Consider the following 19,686-nt stretch of genomic DNA (forward strand, 5'->3'; position numbering starts at 1 on the left):
GGATTATTCCGCCGCGACGCCCATACGCATGCGCTCCATTTCCTCAAGCGCACGACGGTATTCGACCGGCATGACCTTGCGGAATTTCGGACGGAACTCGCTCCAGCGGTCGAGTATATCCTTGGCGCGTGCAGAGTTGGTGTAGTGGAAGTGATTGGAAATCAGCTGGTAGAGCCGCTCCTCGTCGTGACGCGTCATGTCCTCGGATACGTCAACGCGTCCCTTGTGCATGAGGTCGCCACCGTGATGGTGCAGCTTCTCGAGCATGTCGTCCTCTTCCGGAACCGGCTCCAGCTCGACCATGGCCATGTTGCAGCGGGTGGCGAAATCGCCCTTCTCGTCGAGAACGTAAGCCACGCCACCGGACATGCCGGCCGCGAAGTTGCGGCCCGTCTCGCCGAGCACCACGACAATACCGCCCGTCATATATTCGCAACCGTGGTCGCCGACACCTTCGACAACCGCGACCGCGCCGGAGTTGCGCACTGCAAAGCGCTCACCCGCAACACCACGGAAATAGCACTCGCCGGTGATGGCGCCGTAAAGAACGGTGTTGCCGACAATGATCGAGTTTTCAGCGACGATACGGGTGTTTTCCGGCGGGCGCACGATGATGCGGCCACCCGAAAGACCCTTGCCGACATAGTCGTTGCCGTCACCCACCAGATCGAAGGTGATGCCGCGAGCGAGAAACGCGCCGAAGGACTGACCAGCCGTGCCGCGCAGCGTCACGTGGATCGTATCGTCCTTCAGACCCTTATGGCCCCAGCGCTTGGCAAGCGCGCCTGACAGCATGGCACCGGCGGAACGGTCGACGTTCTTGATCGGCACTTCGAAAACGACAGGCTCGCGGTTTTCCAGCGACGGTAGCGACTTCTCGATCAGCTTGCGATCGAGAATATCGTCGATCGGGTGCTTCTGACGCTCGGTCCATAAAGTTGCCTCCTTGGGAGCCTCTACCTTGTGGAAGATGCGGCTGAAATCCAGACCCTTGGCCTTCCAGTGCGCCAGCATCTCATCCTTTTCGAGAAGTTCGGAAGCGCCGATGATCTCGTCCAGCTTGGTAACGCCAAGCGAGGCGAGTATTTCGCGCACTTCTTCAGCCACGAAGAAGAAGTAGTTGATGACGTGTTCCGGCGTGCCCTTGAAGCGCTTGCGCAGAACCGGGTCCTGCGTTGCGACGCCGACGGGGCAGGTGTTCAGATGGCACTTGCGCATCATGATGCAGCCCGCAGCAATCAGCGGCGCGGTGGCAAAGCCGAATTCATCCGCACCAAGCAGCGCGCCGATGATGACGTCGCGGCCGGTCTTCAGACCACCATCCACCTGCAGCGCGATGCGCGAACGAAGGCCGTTCAGCACCAGCGTCTGCTGGGTTTCGGCAAGGCCGATTTCCCAAGGCGAACCGGCATGCTTCAGCGACGTCAGCGGCGAAGCACCGGTGCCGCCATCGAAACCGGCGATGGTGATATGGTCGGCGCGCGCCTTGGCGACACCCGCCGCAACCGTGCCAACGCCCACTTCCGACACGAGCTTCACAGAAACATCTGCTTCCGGGTTGACGTTCTTCAGGTCGTAGATCAGCTGCGCCAGATCTTCGATGGAGTAGATATCGTGGTGTGGCGGCGGCGAAATGAGGCCGACGCCCGGCGTGGAGTGACGGGTTTTTGCAACCGTGGCATCCACCTTGTGGCCGGGCAGCTGGCCGCCTTCGCCGGGCTTGGCACCCTGCGCGACCTTGATCTGCAACATGTCGGCATTGACGAGATATTCCGTCGTAACACCAAAGCGGCCGGATGCGATCTGCTTGATGGCGGAACGCTCGGGGTTCGGCTTGCCGTTCAGAAGCGGCATGTAACGGTCGGATTCTTCGCCGCCTTCGCCGGTGTTGGACTTGCCGCCGATGCGGTTCATCGCAATCGCAAGCGTGGTATGCGCCTCGCGGCTGATCGAGCCGAAGGACATGGCGCCAGTCGAGAAGCGCTTGACGATATCGACCGCCGGTTCGACGTCGTCGATGGAAACCGGCTTGCGGCCGAGCGCTTCCGCCGATTTGACCTTGAACAGGCCGCGAATGGTGTTCATGCGCAGCGCCGTCTCATTCACCATGTCGGCAAATTCACGGTAGCGCTCCTGGCTGTTGCCGCGCACGGCGTGTTGCAGCGAGGCGACGGCATCCGGCGTCCAGGCGTGGCTTTCGCCGCGCATGCGATAGGCATATTCGCCGCCGATATCGAGCGTGTTGGCAAGGATCGGATCCTTGCCGAAAGCCGCTGTGTGGCGCGTTACGGTTTCTTCGGCGATCTCGGTCAGACCCACGCCCTCGATGGAGGTGGCGGTGCCGAAGAAATACTTCTCGACGAATTCCGACGACAGGCCGATGGCGTCGAAAATCTGCGCGCCGCAATAGGACTGGTAGGTGGAAATGCCCATCTTGGACATGACCTTGAGGATGCCCTTACCCACCGCCTTGATGTAGCGATAGACGACTTCGTCGTCCGACACTTCCTTCGGGAAGGCGCCGTGCTTGTGCATGTCGAGCAGCGTGTCGAAGGCGAGGTAGGGGTTGATCGCCTCCGCGCCATAGCCAGCGAGCAGACAGAAATGATGGATTTCGCGCGGTTCGCCGGTTTCAACGACGAGGCCGACCGAGGTGCGCAGACCCTTGCGGATCAGGTGGTGATGCACAGCAGCCGTCGCCAGCAGCGCGGGGATCGCAATCCGGTCCGGGCCGAGCTGGCGGTCGGACAGAACGATGATGTTGTAACCACCGCGAACAGCGGATTCAGCCCGCTCGCACAGGCGGTCGAGCATGTCAGGCATGCCTTCGGCGCCGCGCTCCACATCATAGGTGAAGTCGAGCGTCTTGGTATCGAAACGGTCTTCGGTGTGGCCGATGGAGCGGATCTTTTCCAGATCGCCATTGGTGAGGATCGGCTGGCGCACTTCCAGACGCTTGGCACGGGCCGCACCCTCGTGATCGAGAAGGTTCGGGCGTGGGCCAATGAACGAAACGAGGCTCATCACCAGTTCTTCGCGGATCGGATCGATCGGCGGGTTGGTCACCTGCGCGAAGTTCTGCTTGAAATAGGTGTAAAGCAGCTTGGACTTGTCCGACATGGCCGAAATCGGCGTATCGGTACCCATCGAGCCGATGGCTTCCTGGCCCGTTGTTGCCATCGGCGACATCAGGAGCTTGGTATCTTCGCTGGTGTAACCGAAGGCCTGCTGGCGATCGAGCAACGACACGTCACGCCGCAGCGCCCGTGGCTCCACCGGCTTCAGATCCTCAAGAATGAGCTGGGTGCGGTCTAGCCAGGTGCGATAGGGGTGCTTGGCAGCAAGCTCGTGCTTCACGTCCTCGTCGGAAATGATCGAGCCCTTTTCCATGTCGATCAGCAGCATCTTGCCGGGCTGCAAACGCCACTTCTTGATGATGCGTTCTTCCGGAACCGGCAGCGTGCCGGCTTCCGACGCCATGATGACGCGGTCGTCGTCGGTGACGAGATAGCGCGCCGGGCGCAAACCGTTACGGTCGAGGGTTGCGCCGATCTGCTTGCCATCGGTGAAGGCAACGGCGGCCGGGCCGTCCCACGGCTCCATAAGCGCGGCATGATATTCGTAGAAAGCCTTGCGTTCAGCCGACATGGACAAGTTGCCCGACCAGGCTTCCGGGATCAGCATCATCACGGCATGGGCCATGGAGTAACCGCCGCGCACGAGGAATTCGAGCGCGTTGTCGAAGCAGGCGGTGTCCGACTGGCCTTCATAGGAAATCGGCCAGAGCTTGGAGATATCGTCACCGAACAGCGCCGACGAAACAGACGCCTGACGCGCCGCCATCCAGTTCACGTTGCCGCGCAGCGTGTTGATCTCGCCGTTATGGGCGACCATGCGATAGGGATGCGCGAGCTTCCAGGACGGGAAGGTGTTGGTGGAGAAACGCTGGTGCACCAGCGCAACCGCGGATTCGAAACGCGGGTCCGCCAGATCCTTGTAATAGGCCCCAACCTGATAGGCGAGGAACATGCCCTTGTAGACGATGGTGGAGGAGGACAGCGAGACGGGATAGAAATCCTGCGTTTCCTTGCCGCCGCCCTCGTCGTAGATGCGGTTGGAGAGAACCTTGCGGATCAGGAACAGCTTGCGCTCGAAGTCATGATTGGTCGCCGCATCGCGGCCGGCGCCGATGAAAACCTGAACATGGTGCGGTTCGGTGCCAGCGATATCGGGTGCCTTGGAAAGGGAAGAATTGTCGACTGGCACGTCGCGGAAGCCGAGGAACTGCTGTCCCTCCTCGCCGATCACGTCGACAATGACCTTCTTGTAGTGATCGATACGGGACGGATCGCGCGGCATGAAGATGTGGCCAACGGCATATTCGCCAGCTTTCGGCAGCGTCACACCCTGGCTCGCCATTTCCTCGCGGAAAAAGCGGTCGGGGATCTGCACGAGAATGCCCGCACCATCGCCCATCAGCGGATCAGCGCCGACAGCACCGCGATGCGTCAGGTTTTCAAGAATGAACAGGCCGTCCTTGACGATCTGGTGCGACTTCTGACCCTTCATATGGGCAACAAAGCCGACGCCGCAGGCATCGTGCTCATTGCGCGGATCGTAAAGACCCTGCTTTTCCGGCAGGCCGCCCGCGAAACGCCCCTTCGCAGAAACGGGTGCGGCCGCAGCCGCGGTGGGACAGTCTGTGGTCAGGGTTGCGGCGACGTTGTCTGCCTGCAGCTTGTTTGTCATTTTCGTCCCTCCTGCAAAATTACTTGCATGGTTTCATGCGAAGATCCGGCTCGACACGAATTTCGCTTTCCGAAAAATCCGCATTCAATCCGGCTCGACCAAATTTAGGACAGCAAAGCTGTCTCAATTCGAGAGAATTTTGGCAGAAACCCGCGGGTTTAGCAAGGGTGCGAATCCAATTAGTCGCAGTGCCGATTTGCAGCGAAGTTTCGATACTGACCCATTGCGCGAAACTTTCTTGTCACAAAACGCTTCGGGCCGTTGCTTTCATTGCCGGATTTGCCAACCGCGAGGTTAGGTCCTAGAACTTTGCGGATCATCGTCAACGCATTCCCAACACCAGCACAACAGCCATCGGAAAGCTTTCAGAGATGTTTTTTGCCTCAGACAACTGGGCCGGCGCCCACCCTGCCATCAACGAGCGCCTTTCGCGGGAATCCACCCGATTTGCGGCTGCCTATGGCACCAGCGCCCTCGACCTTTCCATAGAAAAGCGCTTCAATGAAATATTCGAACGCGAAGTGGCGGTGTTTTTCGTCGCCACAGGTACGGCGGCCAATTCTCTTTCGCTGGCAAGCATTGCCCGCCCCGGCGGCCTGACCTTCTGTCATTCCGAAGCCCATGTGATCGAGGATGAATGTGGAGCGCCGGATTTCTTCTCCGGCATGCGCATGGTTGCCGTCGAGGGACCGAACGGCAAAATGCTGCCGGAAAATCTGATCGAGCGCATTTCGCGCTATCCGCAGGACGCCGTTCATCACGGACGCGCCGCAGCGGTTACGATGACACAGGCAACCGAGGCCGGTACTGTCTATACGCTCGATGAAATCGACGCGATTGCCAAAATCGCCAAGGAGAACGGCCTGCCGCTGCATATGGACGGCGCGCGCTTTGCCAATGCGCTTGCCGCACTCGGCACCACGCCCGCCGAAATGACCTGGAAACGCGGCGTTGATGTGCTCTCTTTCGGTGGCACGAAAAACGGCTGCTGGTGCGCGGAAGCGATCGTGTTTTTCGACCCCGCGCTCGCCAAAGACTTCGCCTTCCTGCGCAAGCGCACCGCCCAGCTTTTTTCGAAGTCGCGCTTCATCGCCGCACAATTCGAAGCCTATCTGCAGGACGATCTCTGGTTGGGTCTCGCAAGCCACGCCAATGCCATGGCCAATCGGCTGCGGGCCGGCTTCGCCTCGCTTAACAGTGCCCGTCTGGCATGGCCAACCACTGCAAACGAGGTTTTCGCCATTCTGCCGAAAGCCGCCGCTGAAGCGGCAACGGAGAAAGGCGCGAAGTTCTACGACTGGCTGGTGCCCCGCGATATGCCGGAAAAGGTCGGAAAGGACGAGGTGCTGATCCGCATGGTCACCAGCTTCGCAACGACCGAGGCTGATGTCGACGAATTCCTGTCGATCTGCGCCGCCGTCTGACAAAACATTCGGGGGCGCCGTTTCTTAACGGCGCCCTCAAACCTCCTGCAGCCGGTAGCCGACACCAGTTTCCGTAAGGATATAGCGCGGCTGATCCGGAATTTTTTCGATCTTCTGGCGAAGCTGGCGTACGTAAACGCGCAAATATTGCACGTCGGTCAACTCGTCCCACACATGCTCCAGCAGGAAACGGTGCGTCAGCACCTTGCCCGCATGCTGGACCAGGACCCGCAGAATATCATATTCCTTGGGCGAGAGTTTCACCTCCCGGTCCTCCACCTTGACGATGCGTCTGACGAGATCGACCGAAAGATCGCCGGTATGAAACACCGGTCTCTCACCCTGGCTCTGAAGGCGATGGCGCAGGGCGACACGAATGCGGGCAACAAGCTCGTTCATGCCGAAAGGCTTGGTGATGTAATCGTCGGCACCCAGCTCCAGTGCCTTGACGATACCCGCCTCGTCAGTGCGGCTGGAAAGAATGATGACGGGTAGGGAAAGTCCCTCGCCCCGCCATTTCTCCAGAAGCTCGTGTCCCGACATATCCGGAAGACCGAGATCAAGGACCACGAGATCGGGCTTGTCCTCGTTCATCAACTCCATCGCGACGCGGGCATTCATCGCCTCGCTGACCGCATAGTCCTGCGTCGAGAGACCGACCCGCAAAAGTTTGCGGATCGGCGGTTCATCGTCGACGATCAGAATGCGAACGGCGCAATTGGTCATTGCCGATCTCCTTCAGCCCTAGTCATGATTCAGCACCGGCACTTCGGCGGGAACGGGCAGGCTTATGGTAAATTGCGCGCCCGTGCGACCTGATCTGTTTTCAGCGCGGATAGATCCACCCATGGCCTCGATAAACCCCTTGCAGATGGAGAGCCCGAGGCCGGTCCCGGCCTGCACATGGTCCGCCTTGCGCACACGGTAGAAACTGTCGAACACCCGCTCGGTATCATCAGGGGGAATACCCGGCCCCTCGTCGGCAACGGACAGGAAGACATGTCTGCCCTGCCGCCACCCGCGAATCTGGATTAGGGTTTGTTCGGGCGCGTATTTGGCGGCATTGTCGATCAGATTGAACAGAACCTGCTCAAAAAGCACCGGATCGACCTTCAGCATCGGCAGATCGGAGGGAATGTCCAGAACGATCTCGTGCCTGACAATTATTTTCGCCGCGCGTGAAAGCGCTGTTCCGACCATATCGCCAACAAAGTGCAAGCCGTAATTCGGCTCCATCGCGCCCGAACCGATCCTCGTCATATCGAGCAGGTTGGAAATGAAGCGGTTCAGCCGTTCGGATTCCTCGACGATGGTTAGAAGCAGTTCGGTGCGCGCCTCGAGCGGAATGTCGTCGGCGAAATCCTTCAGCGTTCCGGCGGAACCCAGAATGGCGGCGAGTGGCGTTTTCAGGTCGTGGGAGATGGAGGTCAAAAGCGCGGTGCGCAGCCGGTCGGTTTCCGCCGCAAGCCTTGCCCGATCGACATCCGAAACCAGCTGGATGCGCTCGATGGCAAGTGCCGCCTGATCCGCCAGCGCATCGAAAAGCCGCTGCTGCTCAGGTGTGAAAAGCGGGCCAAGCCGGTCGTCGTCCAGCCCCACCACCCCGACGGCGCCGCTGCCGGTGCGCAGCGGCAGATAAAGGCGTTTGGCACCCGGGAGCGTATCGGCGCCCCGGCCTGCAGCCTTGTTATGTTCCCAGGCCCAGTGAGCGGCCGCAATGTCCGCATCCACGAGCGTGTCATCGGGCGGATAGCCCGCCTTGACGGTGATCGAATTGTTTTCGGGCAGAAGCAGGACGACCCTGACTTTCAGCATCGACGCCATCTGGAACGCGGTTGCCCACAATACGTCATCCAGCGTGCCGGTAACCGCGAGTTTTTTGGAAAAAAGGTACAAATCTTCCGTGGTTCGCGCACGCATCCGTGCAGCTGCGGCCTGCCGCTGCACCGCCGCAGTCAGATTTGAGGCGACAAGCGCCACACCGAGATAGAACAGCAGCGCCACAACGCTTTCGGGATCGCGGACAGTCAGGGTATAACGCGGTTCAAGAAAGAAAAAATTGAACGCAAAGGCACCAAGCAGGGAAGCATAAAGGCCAGGCCCCAGCCCTCCGCGCACGGCCGCCGCAAAAACCGCCATCAGGAACACCAGCGCCAGATTTTGAACATCAAGGGCTTGGTCAAGTACGATGCCGGCTACGATTGCCAGTCCGACAAACAGGGTGCTGTTGAGATAGGGCAGTATCGAAAACCGCGATTGAGCCGTTGCCGGCTTCACGGTCTGGACCGGCTTCTCCGCGTTTTTGTCGCCGGAAATGACATGCACGCTGATATCGCCGGCATGGTCTATCAAATCATGCGTCAGCGAACGCTGCAGAATTCTCTGCCACCACGACCTTCTGGGACGGCCGATGATGATGTGGGTGAAGTTATTGGCGTTGGCATAGGATATGATTTCGTGCGTCAGGTCGAGCGCCGGCAGTGTTACTGTCTCGCCGCCCAACTGCTGCGCGAGCCGCATGGTGCCGGCCAGCCGATCCTTCTCCGCCTCCGACAATTGCTGAGAGCGAGGCGTGTCCAGATGCAGTGCCGTCCACGGCGCGCGCAGGCGATCGGCCTGCCTACGGGCATAACGCACCAGACCGGGGCCGTTGCCGCCGTGGTCCAGACAGACCAGAACACGGTCTCCCGCAGCCCACGGCCCGGAGATGGCGTGCGACTGCATGTGGTTGAGCAATTGCTCGTCCACCCGTTGCGCTGTGCGCCGTAGCGCAAGCTCGCGCAGGGCCGTCAGATTGCCGCGCGAAAAATAGTTCTCGATGGCGCGCCGCGCGGTGCGGGGCATATAGACCTTGCCGTCCTGCAGGCGCTTGATCAGATCGTCGGGGGTGATATCGATGATCTCAACATCGTCAGCCCGGTCAATGATGCTGTCCGGCACCGTTTCGCGCACGCGGATACGGGTGATCTGCGCCACCACATCGTTCAGGCTTTCCACATGCTGAATGTTCAATGTCGTATAGACATCGATGCCCTGCGCGAGAATTTCCTGAACATCCATATAGCGCTTGGGATGCCGGCTGCCGGCCGCATTGGTGTGGGCCAGCTCATCGACCAGAACCAGCGCCGGTCGACGGGCGAGAATGGCGTCGAGATCCATCTCGTTCAGCGACTGGCCGCGATAATCAATGTTCCGGCGCGCAATGATCTCGAAACCCTGCACAAGTGTTTCGGTTTCCTTGCGGCCATGCGTTTCCACGACACCGATAATGGTATCGACACCATCTGCGAGTTTTGCCCGGCCAGACATCAGCATTTCATAGGTCTTGCCGACACCGGGAGCTGCGCCCAGAAAAATCTTCAGCCGCCCTCGCGCCTCGCGCCGGGCGTTTTCAAGCAGCGCATCCGGCGATGGTCTGCTCGGCATATCACGATTATCGTCAGGCATTTAACTCACCAGTGGACAAGCTATGGCTTCCAAAGAAGCCATAGCCATTTCAGTTCATGAGCCGGCTGCGTCAAGAGCCATGTTGAGAGCCAGCACATTTACAACGGGCTCGCCCATGAAGCCCAATTCAGGCGCCTCCACATGGGCGTCGACGACGGCGCGCAGTGACGCTTCGTTCATGCCCCTTGCCTTGGCGACACGCGAGACCTGAAAATAGGCGGCCTCAGGCGACACATGCGGGTCAAGACCGCTGCCCGATGCCGTCACCAGATCAATGGGAACCTCGGCTGCCGAATTTTCGGCTTTAGCAGCCTCGTAGTCCTGCTTCACCCGGTCGATAAGCTTTGCGCTCGTCGGTCCCAGGTTGGAGCCGGAAGACGACGCGGCATTGTAGCCGTCGCCGGCAGCTGACGGCCTGCCGTGGAAATATTTCTCGCCGGTGAAGGCCTGCCCTATCAATTGCGACCCGACAACAGTCCCATTCTTCTCGATCAGACTGCCATTTGCCTGGAAGGGAAAGATAGCCTGTGCAAGGCCCGTCATTCCAAGAGGATAGGCAAGGCCGGTGATTGCGGTGGTGGCAAGGATCAGCACCAGTGCGGGACGTAGCTGTTTCAACATTTCCATACTCCTCAGGCGAGACCAAGCGCCGTAATGGCGAGGTCAATGGCCTTGATGCCGATGAAGGGCACGATAATGCCGCCCAGACCATAGATGACCAGATTGCGCGACAGCAGCGCCCCGGCCCCGATCGGGCGGTATTTGACGCCCTTCAGCGAGAGCGGGATGAGCGCGATGATGATGAGCGCGTTGAAGATGATGGCAGACAGGATCGCACTTTGCGGTGTCGAAAGACCCATGACATTCAGCACGCCAAGCTGCGGATAGAAGGCCAGGAACATTGCCGGGATGATGGCGAAATATTTGGCGATGTCGTTGGCGATGGAGAATGTGGTTAGCGCGCCGCGCGTCATCAGCAATTGCTTGCCGATTTCGACGATTTCGATGAGCTTGGTCGGATCGCTGTCGAGATCGACCATGTTGCCAGCCTCGCGCGCTGCGACCGTGCCGGTGTTCATGGCGACACCCACATCGGCCTGCGCCAGTGCGGGCGCATCGTTCGTGCCGTCACCGCACATGGCGACGAGCTTGCCCTTGGCCTGTTCCTCGCGGATAAGCTCCAGCTTGTTTTCCGGGGTCGCCTGGGCGAGGAAATCGTCCACCCCTGCTTCCGCCGCGATGGCAGCGGCCGTCATGGGATTGTCGCCGGTGATCATCACCGTGCGGATGCCCATGCGGCGAAGTTCGGCGAAGCGCTCGCGAATGCCGCCCTTGACGATATCCTTCAGCTGCACGACGCCGAGCAGCTTTCCGTCGCGCACGACGGCAAGCGGTGTGCCGCCTGTCTTGGCTATCTCTTCCGCGATCGTGCGGATGTCGCGCGTTACATCCGTTTCGGTTTTAACGGCAAGCGCCGTATTGCCTTGCTGCGTAACACCGCCATCGACATAGGAAAGAACGGCATCGACAGCCCCCTTGCGAATGGAAGAGCCTTCGAAATCCACACCGCTCATGCGGGTCTGGGCGGTGAAGGGCACGAAAGTGGCGTGCAGTTTCTGCATGTCGCGGGCACGGATGCCGTATTTTTCCTTGGCGAGAACGACGATGGAACGGCCTTCCGGCGTTTCGTCGGCAAGCGATGCAAGCTGCGCCGCATCGGCCAGTTCCTGTTCGGAAACACCGGTGACGGGGCGGAATTCGGTTGCCTGGCGGTTGCCGAGCGTTATCGTGCCGGTCTTGTCGAGCAGCAGCGTGTCGACGTCGCCGGCGGCTTCCACCGCGCGGCCGGACATGGCAAGCACGTTGAAACGCACCAGCCTGTCCATGCCGGCAATGCCGATCGCCGACAAGAGAGCGCCGATGGTCGTCGGGATGAGCGTCACAAACAGCGCCACCAGCACGATGATCGGGATGGAGCCACCGGCATAGGCCGCAAAGCTCGGAATGGTCGCGGTGGCCAGAACGAAGATGAGCGTCATGCCCGCAAGCAGAATGTTGAGCGCGATTTCGTTCGGCGTCTTCTGGCGCTCGGCGCCTTCAACGAGCGAAATCATCCGGTCGAGGAAGGTGGAGCCGGCAGCAGCGGTGATGCGAACCCTTATCCAGTCCGACAGCACCTGCGTACCACCGGTGACAGCCGAGCGATCGCCGCCGGATTCGCGGATAACAGGGGCGGATTCGCCCGTTATTGCCGCTTCATTGACTGAGGCAACACCTTCGATGACTTCACCGTCGGACGGAATGATGTCGCCAGCCTCGACGAGAACGACATCGTTCACCTTGAGGCCAGCGCCGGCTACCATCGTATATTGGCTACGATCATCACCGGTCAGAAGTTTCGCCTGGGTTTCCGTGCGGGTTTTCCGCAGCGAATCCGCCTGCGCCTTGCCGCGCCCTTCGGCTACGGCCTCGGCGAAATTGGCGAAGAGAACGGTGAACCAAAGCCATAGATTGATCTGGAAGGAAAAGCCGAGATTTGCATTGCCGATGATGAGATCGCGAACGAACAGCACGGTAGTCAGCACCGATACCGTTGCCACGACAAACATGACCGGATTGCGCGCAAGCGTGCGCGGATTGAGCTTTTTGAATGCGTCGGCAATTGCCGGAACGAGAATGCGAGAATCAAGGATGCTCGCTTGTTTGGACTGGCTCATGAAGAGACTCCAGCGTTTGAAACAGGGCGACCGATGAGGGTCGATCAGCCCGTGAGAACTTCGAGAGCGCAGACGGCGGCGAACAGAGCCGCCATCATTGCAAGAATGAGATTGGATGCGCACCAGCCGCCCGGGCCGGCGCTCCCGTGAACAGGAGCGCCAGTGCGGACAGGAAGGGTGCGGTTACGTCGGGGAGTATCCTTCGTCATGGCACCACCTCAAAATACCTGGCCGGTGGCCATGACCAGATGTTCCACGACCGGACCAAGCGCCAGGGCCGGCAGGAAGGTGAGGCCACCGACGACCACGATCGTGCCGACGAGCAGACCGACGAAGAGCGGGCCGTCCGTGGGGAAGGTGCCGGCTGATGCCGGAACGGTCTTTTTGGTAACCAGCGAGCCGGCAATCGCCAACGCCGGGATGATCACCAGAAAACGTCCCATCAACATGCCAAAACCAAGCGTGATGTTGTACCAGGTCGTGTTGCCCGTGAGGCCGCCGAAGGCAGAGCCGTTATTGGCAGCAGCCGAGGTATAGGCATAAAGAATCTCGGAGAACCCGTGCGGTCCGGCTGTGCCGACCGACGCGACCGCCGAGGGCAGGATGGTGGCGGTGGCTGTGAAAACCAGCATGGCGAGCGGCAGGCAGAGAATGGCCAGAACCGCCATCTTCATCTCCTTGGCCTCTATCTTCTTGCCGAGATACTCCGGCGTGCGCCCGACCATCAGCCCCGCCACGAAAATGGCGATGATGATGAAGAGAAGAATGCCATAGAAACCCGCGCCAACGCCGCCGACGATTACCTCACCCAGTTGCATGTTGATGAGCGGAATGAGACCACCGAGCGCCGTGAAGCTGCCATGCATGGCGTTGACCGCACCGCAGGAGGCAGCGGTGGTGATGACCGCAAAGAGCGACGAGAGTGCCACGCCGAAGCGAGCTTCCTTGCCTTCCATGTTGCTTCCGGCAAGGCCGAAGCTGTGCATAAGCGGATTTCCGGCCGCTTCCGCCCAATAGGTCACTGCAACACCGGCGATGAACAGAACACCCATGGCAGCAAGGATTGCCCAGCCCTGACGGGTGTTGCCGACCATACGGCCGAAGACGTTGGTGAAGGCAGCACCGATCGCGAAGATCGACACCATCTGGATCATGTTGGAGATGGCATCAGGGTTTTCGAACGGATGCGCGGAATTGGCATTGAAGAAACCGCCGCCATTGGTGCCGAGCATCTTGATCGCCAGCTGCGACGCTACCGGGCCGACTGCGATCGTCTGCCGCGCGCCTTCAAGCGTCTGGGCACCGACATAAGCGCCAAGCGTCTGCGGCACGCCGAGCCATACGTAAACCAGGGTAAGCACGATACAGGCAGGCAGCAGGATGTAGAGCGTCGAGCGCACCATATCCACCCAGAAATTGCCGATGGCCTTGCCGGAAGCGCGCGCGAAGGCGCGGATTAGCCCGATTGCAATCGCCATGCCCGTCGCGGCAGAAACAAAGTTCTGCACGGTGAAACCAGCCATCTGGGTCAGATAGGACATGGTGCTTTCGCCACCATAATTCTGCCAGTTGGTATTGGTGACGAAGCTGACTGCCGTGTTGAAAGACAGTTCCGGCCCGACTGCTGCCATTCCTTCCGGATTATATGGCAACATACCCTGAAAGCGCATCAGGGCGTAGAGCAGGGCAAAACCGAAGAGGTTGAAGAGGAGCATGGAAAACGCATAGGTCGTCCAGTGCTGTTCTTCGCGCTCGCTTGTCCCGGCAAGGGCATAAAGGCCGCGCTCGACGGGTGCGAGAACCGGCGAAAGCAGGGTGCGTTCGCCATTGAAGACTCGCGCCATATAGAAGCCGAGAGGCTTCACCAGCGCGACAACGATCCCGCAGAAAAGCAGGATCTGAAACCATCCATTGAGGGTCATGGTATTGAACTTTCAATAGCCGCCGCTTCCCGATCAGAAGCGTTCGGGGCGAATGAGAGCATAGGTGAGGTAGGCGGCGATAAAGACGGTGACGGCACCGCTCAAAACATAATCGAATAACATCTCGACCTCCGCCTAAAGCCGGTCGCAGGCGCGCGTATAGGCAAAGCAAAGCGCGAAAAACACCGTGGCTGCACCGATCAGAATAACGTCCATCATCGATGGGACTCCTTTTTTAACCGAGGAGCCGGACAGGAAGAAAAGCGCCGTCATGTGGGACGTCGCTTTTCATTCTTTCTGGCTGGGAAGAAACACCATCCCTTCCCGCACAGAAGAATGCACCCGAACCGCATAAAGGTTCGAGACGGCGGCAGATGGAATAAAATAGGAATCTCATAGGAATTTCGATGCCCGCCAATGCGGGCATTGCAGCCGATGCTTAAGAGAGCGAGCCGTCTTTGAACGCGGAAACGATCTTTTCCGCCGGGCTGTTGGCGGCAATCAGCGCCGCAAGCAGTATACGCGCCTGTCCGGGGCGCAGCGTTGACGAATGGATGGCACCGGCCGCGACCAGATCGTGACCACCGCCGCCACCGCCGTAACTCGCCACCAGCAGTCCTTCCGGGACCCTGCTGGAGACGACGACGGGAACGCCTCGCTCGGCACAGCGCTTCACCGCCACAGCGATGCCCGGATTGGCGTTGCCGGAGCCAAGTGCGGCAAGCACGATCCCATCCGCACCGGCCTGCAGGCTTGCCTCGATATGGGCGGCATCACAACCGGGATAAATGGCAACGATATCAACCCGCAGATCGGCGAGGGGCGCAGCAAGCTCCAGCGCTGCGGCATGGGCCGCCGGCCGCGCAGAGCGGAACGCATCCGCCGCATCCGCGCTCAGCTTGTACAGCCCCCATGCCGGCAGACATCTGCCGCCGAAGGATAAAAGCACGCCGCGTTCGGCATTCGTCTGATCAAGCGCCGTTTCTATGGCCGCGGCCAGATTGGACGGCCCGTCCGCATTCGGATGGTCGGCCGTAAACTGTGCGCCGGTGAAGACAACCGGCTTGGTGGTGGCATGCTGCAAATGCACGAGCAGCGAGGATTCTTCCATCGCATCGGTTCCATGCAGAACGACGACACCGGTGACAGCGGGATCATTGAGCTCCACGCCTACCGCATCGCTGATGCGCTGTATGTCGGCCAATGTCAGGCTGGAGGAATCCTTCGCCATCAGATCGACCGGCTTCAGCCTCGCGTTGATTTGCGGAACCAGTGCAAGCAGGTCTTCACCCGAAAGGCTTGGTGTGCTGGCGCCATCGGCGCCGCGCCTGCTGGCGATGGTACCACCGGTGGCGATGACCGCCACCAATGGAGCTTCACCATGCCCGCTCAATGCGACGCTCCCGCGCCTGCACGTTCGCCGGCCAGACGGTGGATACGGTCGCGCAGCATATACCAGCCGATGACCAGCGCCGGGATGATGACCAGCAGCGAAGCGATGGTCCACGAGCCGACAGGGTAATCAAAAGCCATCAGCACCAGCACGCCGAACAGGAAGACGAGTGTGAGAATGCCAGTGTAAGGCGCACCGAACATGCGGAAATCCGGGCGAGCCAGTTCGCCGCGCCTGGAAAGCTGCCACAGTTTGAGCTGGCAGAGCACGATGACGGCCCATGCGCAGATGATGCCGAGCGCCGACAGGTTGAGTGCAATTTCGAAGGCCGCAGCTGGCACGACGGCGTTCAGCGCCACACCGAGAACGGTGACGGCGGCGGTCACCGCAATACCGCCATAGGGCACGCCGGCCTTGTTCATCTTTGCCAGCGCTGCCGGCGCCGATCCAGAGACCGCCATCGAATGAAGAATACGGCCGGTAGAATAAAGCCCGGCATTGAGCGAAGACAGCACGGCGGTTAGCACCACAAGGTTCATGATCACATCCGCACCCTGAACACCGATGGAACCGAAGAAGGTAACGAAGGGGCTCTCGCCAGCCTTATAGGCGGTATAAGGCAGAAGCAGCGTGAACAGCAATACCGAGCCGACATAAAACACCACGAGGCGCAGCACCACGGCGCGGATGGCGCGGGGCATGACTTTGCGAGGGTCTTCGGTTTCCCCTGCCGCCGTGCCGATCAGTTCGATCGAGGCGTAAGCGAACACTACCCCCTGAATGATGACGAAGGCAGGAAGAATGCCGTTCGGGAAGAAGCCGCCATTGTCGGTGATAATGCTGAAGCCTGTCACATGCCCTTCAATGGGCGTGCCAAAGATGACGAAATAGACGCCAACGACGAGGAAGATCGCAAGCGCCAGCACCTTGATCAGGCTGAACCAGAACTCAAGCTCGCCAAAAACCTTCACCGACAGCATGTTCATCGCCAGCACAACCAGAAGTGCCGTCAACGCAAACACCCATTGGTCGATGCCCGCCAGCCAGGGGACGTAGTGCTTGAAGAAGTTCATATAGAGCGCAACGGCGGTCACATCGGCCACCGAGGTCATTGCCCAGTTCAACCAATACATCCAGCCGGCAAAGAAAGCCATCTTCTCGCCATAGAACTCGCGGGCATAGGACACGAACGAGCCGGAACTCGGGCGATGCATGATAAGTTCGCCAAGTGCACGCAGCACCAGAAACGCAAAGAAGCCGCAAAGCGCATAAACAAACACCAGCGCCGGACCGGCCTGCGCCAGCCGTCCACCGGCGCCCAGGAACAGCCCGGTGCCAATTGCGCCACCAATCGCGATCATCTGGATCTGACGCGGTTTAAGTGCCTTGTGGTATCCGAGGTCTTCTTCCGTGAAGACCTCGCGTTCGGCAGGTGCCGTTTTTACAGATTTCATTGATATTTCTCCTCCCAATGAATTTGCTTTGCAGTCGGCGATACGCCGGAAATCAAAATTGGAACTGGCATGCTCGGCGCTGGATACAGCGCCAGCAAGCTCATGCATCGCTGTAAAGCTGCATGACAGATTTTTGCCCTCATAATTGCAGAGAATGCCGTTCGTCAAGGGGATCGAAGCATTATTGACCTTCGTACGGCGAAGGATTAAGGTCGAAAAATCTGTAAGACAGCTTTACAGATTTTGGTAACGCTTTGAGCTATTGGAGGAAAAAGTGGGCGTGACGCGCATGGAGCATGATTTGCTCGGAACGAAGGAAATTCCGGCAGATGTTTATTGGGGCGTGCACACGGCACGCGCGGTGGAGAACTTTCAGATCACCGGCGTAACGATCGGCCACAACCCCTATCTCGTCAGGGGACTTGCCTATGTGAAGGAGGCCGCCGCCCTCGCCAATCACGAGCTTGGCTTGCTTGACCAGGAGCGGATGGAAGCAATCGTCAGAGCCTGCCGCGAAATTCGTGAGGGTGCGCTTCACGAGCAGTTCGTCGTGGACGAAATTCAGGGCGGTGCTGGCACTTCCACCAACATGAACGCCAACGAGGTCATCGCCAACCGGGCACTTGAACTGCTCGGCCACGCGAAAGGCGATTATGCCCACCTTCACCCCAACGACCACGTCAATCTCAGCCAGTCCACCAACGATGCTTATCCGACGGCGGTCAATGTAGGAATGATCGAAGCGATCGACGATCTCGCGGCTTCGATGGGTGTGCTGAAAGACGCGTTCGATCGCAAGGCACAGGAGTTTTCCGGCTTCATCAAGCTGGGACGGACGCAATTGCAGGATGCCGTGCCGATGACGCTCGGTCAGGAGTTCCGCACTTTCGTGGTGATGCTGGGCGAGGATCAGGCCCGCCTCATCGAATCCGCAGCCCTGCTGCACGAGATCAATCTCGGCGCCACCGCCATCGGCACCGGGCTCAATGCACCGCGCGGTTATGCGGCGCTTGCCTGCCAGCATCTGGCGCGGTTGACCGGACGCCCGCTGGTGACGGCCGCCGACCTGATCGAAGCGACGCAGGACCCCGGCGCATTTGTGCATCTGTCCGGCGTGTTGAAACGTGTCGCCGTCAAACTGTCAAAAACCTGCAACGACCTTCGCCTGCTCTCTTCCGGCCCGCGCGCCGGCATCGGCGAAATCACCCTGCCCTCCGTTCAGGCGGGGTCCAGCATCATGCCGGGCAAGATCAATCCGGTCATTCCCGAAATGGTCAATCAGGTGGCTTATGCGGTAATCGGCAACGACATCACCATCACAATGGCCGCCGAAGCCGGGCAGCTACAGCTGAACGCCTTCGAGCCGATCATGGTGCGTGCCCTTTCCCAGAGCATCAGCCAGCTGAGCGCCGCTTGCCGGACTTTGGCGGCACGTTGTGTCGATGGCATCGTCGCCAATCCCGCCATCATGGCACAGCGTGTGGAGGAATCGATCGGTCTCGCAACCGCGCTTAACCCGCTGATCGGATACTATGCAGCAACTGACGTCGCAAGGGAGGCGCTGGCCAGCGGCCGCACCGTCCCGCAGGTGGTGCTGGAGCGCGGCTATCTGACGGAGGAGCAACTTCATCAGGCACTGAGCCCCCGCCACCTCGCCAACCTACCCGCGCTTACGGGTGTCGAGCCCGATCTTCTCCAATAATGGTCGTTACCACCTGCTTCACCTGACCCAGGTGAAGCTCCATCGCTTCGCGCGCATCGGGGGACGAACCCCGCCGGATCGCCTCGACGATCCGGCGGTGCTCCAAATTCGATGCAACGCGCCGGCCAGCCATCAGGTTGACCATCTCGGACTGTTGGGAAAGAGCCTCGCGCGCATCGGCCACAACCTTGGCAAACAGTGCATTGGACGAGGCTTCCGCAATGGCGCAATGAAATTGCCCGTCCAGCAGCACCCACGGATGCGGCCTTTCCTCAGCCTCCATCCTGTCGCAGAGTTCGAGCAGGGTCTCTAGTTGGGCATCCGTGCGCCGTAGCGCCGCCCAACCGGCCGCCGGCACCTCAATGAAGGGGCGTGCCTCGATCAGGTCACGGGCGGAATATGCTCCGTAACTCAATTCAGCAGGCGGTGTGGCGGTCATTACATAGGTGCCGCTACCCGTGCGCGTCTGCGTCAACCCCAGAGTCTGGAGAGATCGCAACGCCTCGCGCACGATCGGCCGGCTGACACCATATCTTTCCGCCAGATGGGCTTCGGAGGGCAGCCGGGTTCCGACCACGAGCTGACCAGAGGTGATGGCCGAACGGATATCTTCGAACACCACTTCTGCGGCATTCTTGCGATTGATCGGCTTTGCGTCCGCAAGCCAATCCGACAACCCGCCCATCCTTGAACCCTCCGGCACCCTTGGTCTGTCAACGACGCAGAAGCAAACGCTTATCTATTGAAGGACAGCGCCGCTGCCGCAGCTAAGCCGATCTTCCTAACACTATCTGCGCCGAAGGAACAACGATGGCGGGCACATTTGCAGAATTTAAGCGGGACAGTGGCTTTGCCGGCGCCACACCCTCGCGATCACG

At 59.9% G+C, this 19,686-nt stretch carries 14 protein-coding genes; 2 read left to right on the plus strand and 12 right to left on the minus strand.

Annotation, left to right across the window (positions count from 1 at the left end):
• Positions 1 to 3: 3 nt before the first annotated feature.
• Positions 4 to 4,749 (minus strand): glutamate synthase large subunit, encoded by a 4,746-nt coding sequence (gene gltB, locus J5276_RS19440; RefSeq protein ID WP_065704450.1) that lies wholly within the window; start codon positions 4,747 to 4,749, stop codon positions 4 to 6.
• Between the two features lie 371 nt (positions 4,750 to 5,120).
• Between gltB and J5276_RS19445 the strand changes: the two genes are divergently transcribed.
• Positions 5,121 to 6,173, plus strand: a complete 1,053-nt coding sequence (locus J5276_RS19445; protein WP_019564929.1) for a low specificity L-threonine aldolase — start codon at positions 5,121 to 5,123, stop codon at positions 6,171 to 6,173.
• A 36-nt stretch (positions 6,174 to 6,209) separates the two neighbouring features.
• Here the strand turns inward: J5276_RS19445 and J5276_RS19450 are convergent, their stop codons facing one another.
• The 10 genes from J5276_RS19450 to J5276_RS19495 all read right to left on the minus strand — a co-directional run bounded on the left by J5276_RS19450 (position 6,210) and on the right by J5276_RS19495 (position 17,106).
• The gene (locus J5276_RS19450) at positions 6,210 to 6,899 is read right to left on the minus strand and encodes a response regulator transcription factor (protein WP_174012118.1); all 690 of its coding nucleotides are present in this window, start codon (positions 6,897 to 6,899) and stop codon (positions 6,210 to 6,212) included.
• Positions 6,900 to 6,917: 18 nt separating this feature from the next.
• Complete coding sequence (locus tag J5276_RS19455) at positions 6,918 to 9,620, minus strand: sensor histidine kinase KdpD (RefSeq protein WP_019564930.1); 2,703 nt, start codon at positions 9,618 to 9,620, stop codon at positions 6,918 to 6,920.
• 54 nt (positions 9,621 to 9,674) lie between these two features.
• Positions 9,675 to 10,241, minus strand: a complete 567-nt coding sequence (gene kdpC, locus J5276_RS19460; RefSeq protein ID WP_025595364.1) for a potassium-transporting ATPase subunit KdpC — start codon at positions 10,239 to 10,241, stop codon at positions 9,675 to 9,677.
• 11 nt (positions 10,242 to 10,252) lie between these two features.
• Entirely contained in the window at positions 10,253 to 12,337 is a 2,085-nt protein-coding gene (gene kdpB, locus J5276_RS19465) for a potassium-transporting ATPase subunit KdpB (protein WP_035199695.1), read from the minus strand.
• Between the two features lie 44 nt (positions 12,338 to 12,381).
• Entirely contained in the window at positions 12,382 to 12,546 is a 165-nt protein-coding gene (locus J5276_RS19470) for a hypothetical protein (RefSeq protein ID WP_162995269.1), read from the minus strand.
• 9 nt (positions 12,547 to 12,555) lie between these two features.
• A complete protein-coding gene (gene kdpA, locus J5276_RS19475; RefSeq protein WP_035199696.1) occupies positions 12,556 to 14,259 on the minus strand; it encodes a potassium-transporting ATPase subunit KdpA in 1,704 nt (567 codons plus the stop codon).
• Positions 14,260 to 14,292: 33 nt separating this feature from the next.
• Positions 14,293 to 14,382 (minus strand): K(+)-transporting ATPase subunit F, encoded by a 90-nt coding sequence (gene kdpF, locus J5276_RS19480; RefSeq protein ID WP_003511473.1) that lies wholly within the window; start codon positions 14,380 to 14,382, stop codon positions 14,293 to 14,295.
• A 12-nt stretch (positions 14,383 to 14,394) separates the two neighbouring features.
• Positions 14,395 to 14,532 carry a hypothetical protein gene (locus tag J5276_RS19485; RefSeq protein ID WP_003497749.1) on the minus strand — a complete coding sequence of 46 codons (138 nt, stop codon included), beginning with the start codon at positions 14,530 to 14,532 and terminating at the stop codon, positions 14,395 to 14,397.
• Positions 14,533 to 14,698: 166 nt separating this feature from the next.
• Positions 14,699 to 15,652, minus strand: a complete 954-nt coding sequence (locus tag J5276_RS19490) for an asparaginase (protein ID WP_065704452.1) — start codon at positions 15,650 to 15,652, stop codon at positions 14,699 to 14,701.
• Positions 15,649 to 17,106, minus strand: a complete 1,458-nt coding sequence (locus J5276_RS19495; RefSeq protein WP_019564934.1) for an amino acid permease — start codon at positions 17,104 to 17,106, stop codon at positions 15,649 to 15,651. Before J5276_RS19495 ends, J5276_RS19490 begins: the two co-directional genes overlap by 4 nt.
• A 289-nt stretch (positions 17,107 to 17,395) precedes the next feature.
• Between J5276_RS19495 and J5276_RS19500 the strand changes: the two genes are divergently transcribed.
• Positions 17,396 to 18,808 (plus strand): aspartate ammonia-lyase, encoded by a 1,413-nt coding sequence (locus J5276_RS19500; protein ID WP_065704453.1) that lies wholly within the window; start codon positions 17,396 to 17,398, stop codon positions 18,806 to 18,808.
• Here the strand turns inward: J5276_RS19500 and J5276_RS19505 are convergent.
• On the minus strand, positions 18,777 to 19,493 hold the full coding sequence (locus J5276_RS19505) for a FadR/GntR family transcriptional regulator (RefSeq protein WP_019564936.1): 717 nt from the start codon (positions 19,491 to 19,493) through the stop codon (positions 18,777 to 18,779). The genes J5276_RS19500 and J5276_RS19505 overlap by 32 nt on opposite strands.
• Between the last annotated feature and the right edge of the window lie 193 nt (positions 19,494 to 19,686).

The sequence above is a fragment of the Agrobacterium sp. S7/73 genome, from assembly GCF_019355535.1.
GTDB lineage: Bacteria > Pseudomonadota > Alphaproteobacteria > Rhizobiales > Rhizobiaceae > Agrobacterium > Agrobacterium tumefaciens.